This is a genomic window from Ursidibacter arcticus (assembly GCF_009761375.1).
Taxonomy (GTDB): Bacteria; Pseudomonadota; Gammaproteobacteria; order Enterobacterales; family Pasteurellaceae; genus Ursidibacter; species Ursidibacter arcticus.
Genome location: NZ_LEKM01000167.1, coordinates 1 through 5,666, shown reverse-complemented (window position 1 = coordinate 5,666; position 5,666 = coordinate 1). Strand labels below are relative to the sequence as shown.

General features: G+C 36.9%; 7 protein-coding genes and 4 tRNA genes. All 11 read left to right on the top strand.

Annotated features, from left to right (window positions below):
* Positions 1 to 155: 155 nt before the first annotated feature.
* The 11 genes from recX (at position 156) to pgi (ending at position 5,416) form a co-directional block, all read left to right on the top strand.
* Positions 156 to 605, top strand: a complete 450-nt coding sequence (gene recX / locus A1D25_RS07465) for a recombination regulator RecX (protein ID WP_157395066.1) — start codon at positions 156 to 158, stop codon at positions 603 to 605.
* On the top strand, positions 598 to 915 hold the full coding sequence (gene yqfB, locus A1D25_RS07460) for a N(4)-acetylcytidine aminohydrolase (protein WP_157395067.1): 318 nt from the start codon (positions 598 to 600) through the stop codon (positions 913 to 915). The genes recX and yqfB overlap by 8 nt, the downstream gene beginning before the upstream one ends.
* Positions 902 to 1,447, top strand: coding sequence for a DNA topoisomerase family protein (locus A1D25_RS07455; RefSeq protein WP_157395065.1), 546 nt, complete (start codon positions 902 to 904; stop codon positions 1,445 to 1,447). The genes yqfB and A1D25_RS07455 overlap by 14 nt, the downstream gene beginning before the upstream one ends.
* Positions 1,447 to 2,001: an L-threonylcarbamoyladenylate synthase type 1 TsaC gene (gene tsaC, locus A1D25_RS07450; RefSeq protein ID WP_157395064.1), complete on the top strand. Its 555-nt coding sequence runs from the start codon at positions 1,447 to 1,449 to the stop codon at positions 1,999 to 2,001. Before A1D25_RS07455 ends, tsaC begins: the two co-directional genes overlap by 1 nt.
* A gap of 2 nt (positions 2,002 to 2,003) precedes the next feature.
* Positions 2,004 to 2,840 (top strand): shikimate dehydrogenase, encoded by an 837-nt coding sequence (gene aroE / locus A1D25_RS07445; RefSeq protein ID WP_157395063.1) that lies wholly within the window; start codon positions 2,004 to 2,006, stop codon positions 2,838 to 2,840.
* Between the two features lie 146 nt (positions 2,841 to 2,986).
* Positions 2,987 to 3,063 (top strand) — tRNA-Met (locus A1D25_RS07440).
* A gap of 3 nt (positions 3,064 to 3,066) precedes the next feature.
* Positions 3,067 to 3,151, top strand: a tRNA-Leu gene (locus A1D25_RS07435).
* 24 nt (positions 3,152 to 3,175) lie between these two features.
* Positions 3,176 to 3,250, top strand: a tRNA-Gln gene (locus A1D25_RS07430).
* Between the two features lie 50 nt (positions 3,251 to 3,300).
* Positions 3,301 to 3,375: transfer RNA gene (locus tag A1D25_RS07425), tRNA-Gln, on the top strand.
* 114 nt (positions 3,376 to 3,489) lie between these two features.
* Positions 3,490 to 3,747 carry a ubiquinone biosynthesis accessory factor UbiK gene (gene ubiK / locus A1D25_RS07420; protein WP_157395062.1) on the top strand — a complete coding sequence of 86 codons (258 nt, stop codon included), beginning with the start codon at positions 3,490 to 3,492 and terminating at the stop codon, positions 3,745 to 3,747.
* A gap of 28 nt (positions 3,748 to 3,775) precedes the next feature.
* On the top strand, positions 3,776 to 5,416 hold the full coding sequence (gene pgi, locus A1D25_RS07415) for a glucose-6-phosphate isomerase (RefSeq protein ID WP_157395061.1): 1,641 nt from the start codon (positions 3,776 to 3,778) through the stop codon (positions 5,414 to 5,416).
* Positions 5,417 to 5,666: the final 250 nt, after the last annotated feature.

Here is a 5,666-nt window from a genome sequence, read left to right as displayed (position 1 = left end):
TATAATTAATTGAAAAATAACAGATTTTATTTTGTTGTGTAGGGACGCCACGCTGGCGTCCGTTTATTGAATGCAACAAATTGAGGTTTGTCATCAGTCTGATTCGGTTTATTTAAACCGCATTTTTGTTAGCTATGCGAATTAAATCTGAAACTATGGCAAAAATAAAATCTACGCCTATCCAATATCTCGTTTATCTGCTTTCAAAACGAGATTATAGCGAAGCCGAACTTCGCCAAAAACTTATACAAAAAGAATTTGAAACAGAAGAAATAGACGATGCAATCAGCCAAGTGCAAGAAAAAAATTGGCAAAGCGATGAACGTTTTTGTTCTCATTTTATTCGCTATCGTTCACAACAAGGTTATGGGCCTAATCGTATAAAATTTGAGCTAAAACAAAAAGGAATTAAAGATTGGCTAATTAACCAAGAACTTGAAAATTGCGAAGTCGATTGGTTTGAACAAGCTGAAATACTTTTTAATAAGAAACGTCCTATAAGTTGGGATATCAAAGCAAAACAGAAAATCTGGCGATATATGTTAAGTCGTGGATTTAATAATGACCATTTTAGTCATTTAATGGAATTAGATTATGATGAATAAAATTACATTCTTTAGCCGTTTTGAAACCGATATTGTTGCAGGCAGAAAAACAATTACTATACGGGATAAAAGTGAATCATATTTCTTACCAAATCAACAGCTTAACGTTTTTACTCTTGAAACTGACCGCTTATTTGCAAAAATCTGTGTAAAATCAGTAACACCAATTACTTTTGAAGATCTTAATGATTTACACGCAAAGCAAGAAAATATGTCATTAGATGAGTTAAAGCATATAATTCGTACTATTTACCCAAATGAAGATCATTTTTTTGTTATTGAATTTGAATTGATTGATGAGCCTCTTTAAATCAACTAAGCAAACAGAATATTGCCCACAATGCCACTCTGCATTACAAATTAAGCGGGGGAAACAAGGGCTATTTTTAGGGTGTAGTGCCTATCCTGAATGTGATTATTTAAAACCATTACAACAACATAATCACGTCATTAAGGAACTAACTGAAATTTGCCCTGAATGTGGTGCTTTATTACAGCTAAAGCAAGGGAATTTTGGAATTTTTATTGGTTGTAGCCAATATCCTGAATGTCATTTTACCGTCCACGATGAACCAGAAACCCAAGACAATATTGTATGCCCTGAATGTAAAACGCATCAGCTAGTTGAACGTGTTGGGCGTTCAGGAAAGCATTTTTACGGCTGTTCCAATTATCCGCATTGTAAATTTACATTAGCCAGTAAACCAATAGAAATGGCTTGCCCAAAATGTCATTATCCCTTAGCTATTCAGAAAAAAATACGGGGCAAATTTATATGGCAATGTGCTAACCGAACTTGCCAGCATTTACACGAACAAGAGAGTAACCAAGAAAAAGCATAATGTATTCATTCCATTCAATTATTGAGCAATTAAAACAAGAGCAAGTGATAGCTTACCCAACCGAAGCCGTATTTGGATTAGGGTGTAACCCACAAAGTGAAATTGCAGTCAGAAAATTATTAGCATTAAAGCAACGTCCTGAAGACAAAGGGCTGATTTTAGTTGCCCCTCATAAGGATTTTTTCTTACCTTATATTGATGAAAGTAAATTGTCTTCTATTGAATGGCAACGCTTTGAGCAAAAAACAGAAAAGGCGATTACGTGGATTATGCCAGCTAAATCTTCCGTTCCACGCTATTTAACTGGAGCATTTGACACAATTGCCTTACGTTTATGCCAAGTACCTGCAGTAGTTGAACTGTGTAACAACGTTGGTTTTGCCTTAACATCTACAAGTGCCAATTTAACCACTTTACCGCCTTGTAGAACGGCGGAAGAAGTTCGTTTACAATTTGGTAATGATTTCCCTGTGTTAGATTGGCAAACTTCAGGTAATTCAAATCCGTCCGAAATTCGAGATATTTTCACTCAACATATTTTTAGGCAAGGCTAGCTATGAACCAATATGCAGTATGGGGTAATCCAATCGCCCAAAGTAAATCTCCGCGTATTCATCAACTATTTGCAGAGCAAACTCAAAAAAAACTACACTATTCAGCAAAACTAGGCGATGAACAAAATTTTGAAACAGATCTAAAGCAGTTTTTTGCAGAGGGGGCAAAGGGAGCTAATGTTACCGCACCATTTAAAGAAAGAGCTTTTGCACTTGCTGATGTACATAGTGAAGCTTGTTTGCAAGCAGAGGCTTGTAATACCCTAAAGCGTTTAGAAGATGGCCGCCTATATGCCGATAATACTGATGGCTTAGGCTTAGTGAGTGACCTTAAACGTTTAGGTTGGCTAAAACCGAATCAACATATTTTGATCTTAGGTGCGGGTGGTGCAACCAAGGGAGTGTTATACCCACTCTTACAAGCTAAACAGCAAATCACGCTTTATAACCGTACGCCTGAAAAAGCGGTTAGTTTGGCTGAAAAATTTGCAAAATTTGGGAAAATTCTAACCGCTTATTTAGATGAGATTGCAGATCAAACTTTTGATCTAATTATCAACGCCACATCATTAGGCTTACAAGGTAAATATGTTGAATTACCTCGTCACCTGATGACACAAGCAAATATTTACGATATGCAATATGCTGTAGAAATGAATACGCCATTTCTAAAATATGCTCGATCTCAAGGTGCGAAATCGGTACAAGATGGTCTTGGAATGTTAGTGGGGCAAGCAAGTTATGCTTTTCAACTATGGGAAGGTATATTACCTAATGTAGAGCCCGTTTTGGAAAAATTACAACAAGAAATGAAGAGTAATTTAGCTAACCCATTATAAAATAACCTTTTTGTTGTTTTTTTTATCAAATTGCCGAATCTCTATGCAAATAATCCGAAAAAAATAATTTTTCTAAAAAAGTATTTGACGAGTAAGGACTAAATCAGCATAATACGCCCCGCAAAGCCGATATGGCAACGCAAGATGGCTACATAGCTCAGCTGGTTAGAGCACAACACTCATAATGTTGGGGTCGCAAGTTCGAATCTCGCTGTAGCCACCATTTGCGGGACTGGCGAAATTGGTAGACGCACCAGATTTAGGTTCTGGCGCCGAGAGGTGTGTGGGTTCAAGTCCCTCGTCCCGCACCATTATGGCTTGCAAAATAAAACGACTGGAGTATCGCCAAGCGGTAAGGCACTGGGTTTTGATCCCAGCATTCCTAGGTTCGAATCCTAGTACTCCAGCCATCTTATTTTTAACTATTCATAATAACTAACTTAGGTTAGTTTTTTTATTTTGGAGTATCGCCAAGCGGTAAGGCACTGGGTTTTGATCCCAGCATTCCTAGGTTCGAATCCTAGTACTCCAGCCATCCTCTTTATCCTTGATTTATCTCACTTTATAGCATAATTTTCAGATTATCTGCTTTAGTTATCCGCTAAAATTATTTAAAATTACGCTCTATTTTATTCAAGAGATACACAATATGCTTAATCCAAAAAATTTAGAATCTATCGCTCAGCAATTACACAATGTATTACCACAAGGGCTAAAAAATGTAGGTAACGATCTAGAAGAAAAATTCAAACAAATCTTACAAGCCCAACTTGCCAAATTAGATGTTGTAACTCGTGAAGAATTTGATGTGCAATCCCAAGTTCTACTCCGCACTCGTGAAAAATTAAATGAACTAGAAAAACGCTTAGATGCACTTAACGAGCAACAATCAACCTCTCAGAACTAATTTTAAACTTAGCTTAAAGGACATTAATATGCAAAAAATTAACCCAACTCAAACTTTTGCGTGGAATGCGTTAGAGCAACATAAAAATGAGAATCTGACAATTACACAGCTTTTTGCCGAAGATCCAGAGCGTTTTAAACATTATTCTCTGCGTTTTGAAGATCAAATTTTGGTAGATTTTTCTAAAAATGCCATTAACCAACAAACTCTCTCATTGTTACGCCAACTAGCTGATGAATGCGGATTGAAATCAGCAACTTATGCAATGTTTAATGGCGAAAAAATCAATCGTACGGAAAATCGTGCAGTACTTCATACCGCACTTCGTAATCGTTCAAATACCCCAGTTGAAGTCGATGGAAAAGATATAATGCCTGAAGTCAATACGGTATTGGCTAAAATGAAAGATTTTTGTGAGCGAGTTATTTCAGGTGAATGGAAAGGCTATACAGGTAAGGCGATTACCGATGTAATCAATATTGGTATCGGCGGGTCGGATTTAGGGCCTTATATGGTTACCGAAGCATTACGCCCTTATAAAAACCATCTTAATATGCACTTTGTCTCTAATGTTGATGGTACTCATATTGCTGAAACTTTACGCAAAGTGAATCCTGAAACAACCTTAATTTTAGTTGCATCAAAGACCTTTACAACTCAAGAAACGATGACGAATGCTCACTCAGCTCGTGATTGGTTATTAGCATCAGCTAAAGATGAATCTGCCGTTGCAAAACACTTTGTTGCACTTTCAACGAATGCGAAAGAAGTTGCTAAATTTGGGATTGATACAACCAATATGTTTGAGTTTTGGGATTGGGTAGGAGGACGTTACTCACTTTGGTCTGCTATCGGATTATCCATTGCTCTTTCTCTCGGTTTTGAACATTTTGAGCAACTATTAGCAGGTGCTCACGCAATGGATAAACATTTTCTAAATACCCCTATTGAGCAAAATATTCCGACAACTTTAGCATTAGTTGGTATTTGGAATAGCAATTTCTTAGGGGCAGAATCAGAAGCTATTTTACCTTATGACCAATATATGCACCGTTTTGCAGCTTATTTCCAACAAGGCAATATGGAATCTAACGGTAAATTTGTAGGTCGAGATGGTAAAGCAGTAACCCATCAAACAGGTCCTATTATTTGGGGTGAGCCAGGTACTAATGGACAACACGCGTTTTATCAACTTATTCACCAAGGTACTAAATTGATCCCTTGTGATTTTATTGCCCCGGCTCAAAGCCATAATCCATTAGCAGATCATCATACAAAATTATTGTCAAACTTCTTTGCTCAAACAGAAGCTCTCGCTTTTGGTAAGTCAAAAGAAGTGGTGGAACAAGAGTTTTTACAAGCGGGTAAATCACTAGAAGAAGTTGCAGAAATCGTGCCATTTAAGGTATTCACAGGAAATAAACCTACTAACTCAATTTTAGTTCAGAAAATTACGCCATTTACTTTAGGGGCATTGATTGCAATGTATGAACATAAAATCTTTGTACAAGGCGTTATTTTCAATATTTATAGCTTTGACCAATGGGGTGTAGAGTTAGGCAAACAACTGGCTAACCGCATTCTACCAGAGCTAGAAAATAGCGAAGAAATTACTAGCCACGATAGCTCAACTAACGGTTTAATTAACCAGTTTAAAGCGTGGCGATAATTTTCTAATAAAGACACAATATTTTGTGTCAGATTATTGACAAAGTCTTTTTTCATTCGGACGCCAGCGTGGCGTCCCTACAAGAAAAGTTATAACCAATTGAAAAATAACAGATTTTATTTTGTTGTGTAGGGACGCCACGCTGGCGTCCGTTTATTGAATACAACAAATTAGGGTTTGTCAGCGGTCTGGACCGACTAAAACAGTCGGTTTTTTATTGCTGAAAAAAAACCAAAGGCATAAGATATTC

Excerpts from the sequence above, each read along its gene's own strand:
- aroE (WP_157395063.1), top strand. The coding sequence starts at position 2,004 with ATGAACCAATATGCAGTATGGGGTAATCCAATCGCCCAAAGTAAATCT.
- pgi (WP_157395061.1), top strand. The coding sequence starts at position 3,776 with ATGCAAAAAATTAACCCAACTCAAACTTTTGCGTGGAATGCGTTAGAG.
- recX (WP_157395066.1), top strand. The coding sequence starts at position 156 with ATGGCAAAAATAAAATCTACGCCTATCCAATATCTCGTTTATCTGCTT.
- tsaC (WP_157395064.1), top strand. The coding sequence starts at position 1,447 with ATGTATTCATTCCATTCAATTATTGAGCAATTAAAACAAGAGCAAGTG.
- A1D25_RS07455 (WP_157395065.1), top strand. The coding sequence starts at position 902 with ATGAGCCTCTTTAAATCAACTAAGCAAACAGAATATTGCCCACAATGC.
- ubiK (WP_157395062.1), top strand. The coding sequence starts at position 3,490 with ATGCTTAATCCAAAAAATTTAGAATCTATCGCTCAGCAATTACACAAT.
- yqfB (WP_157395067.1), top strand. The coding sequence starts at position 598 with ATGAATAAAATTACATTCTTTAGCCGTTTTGAAACCGATATTGTTGCA.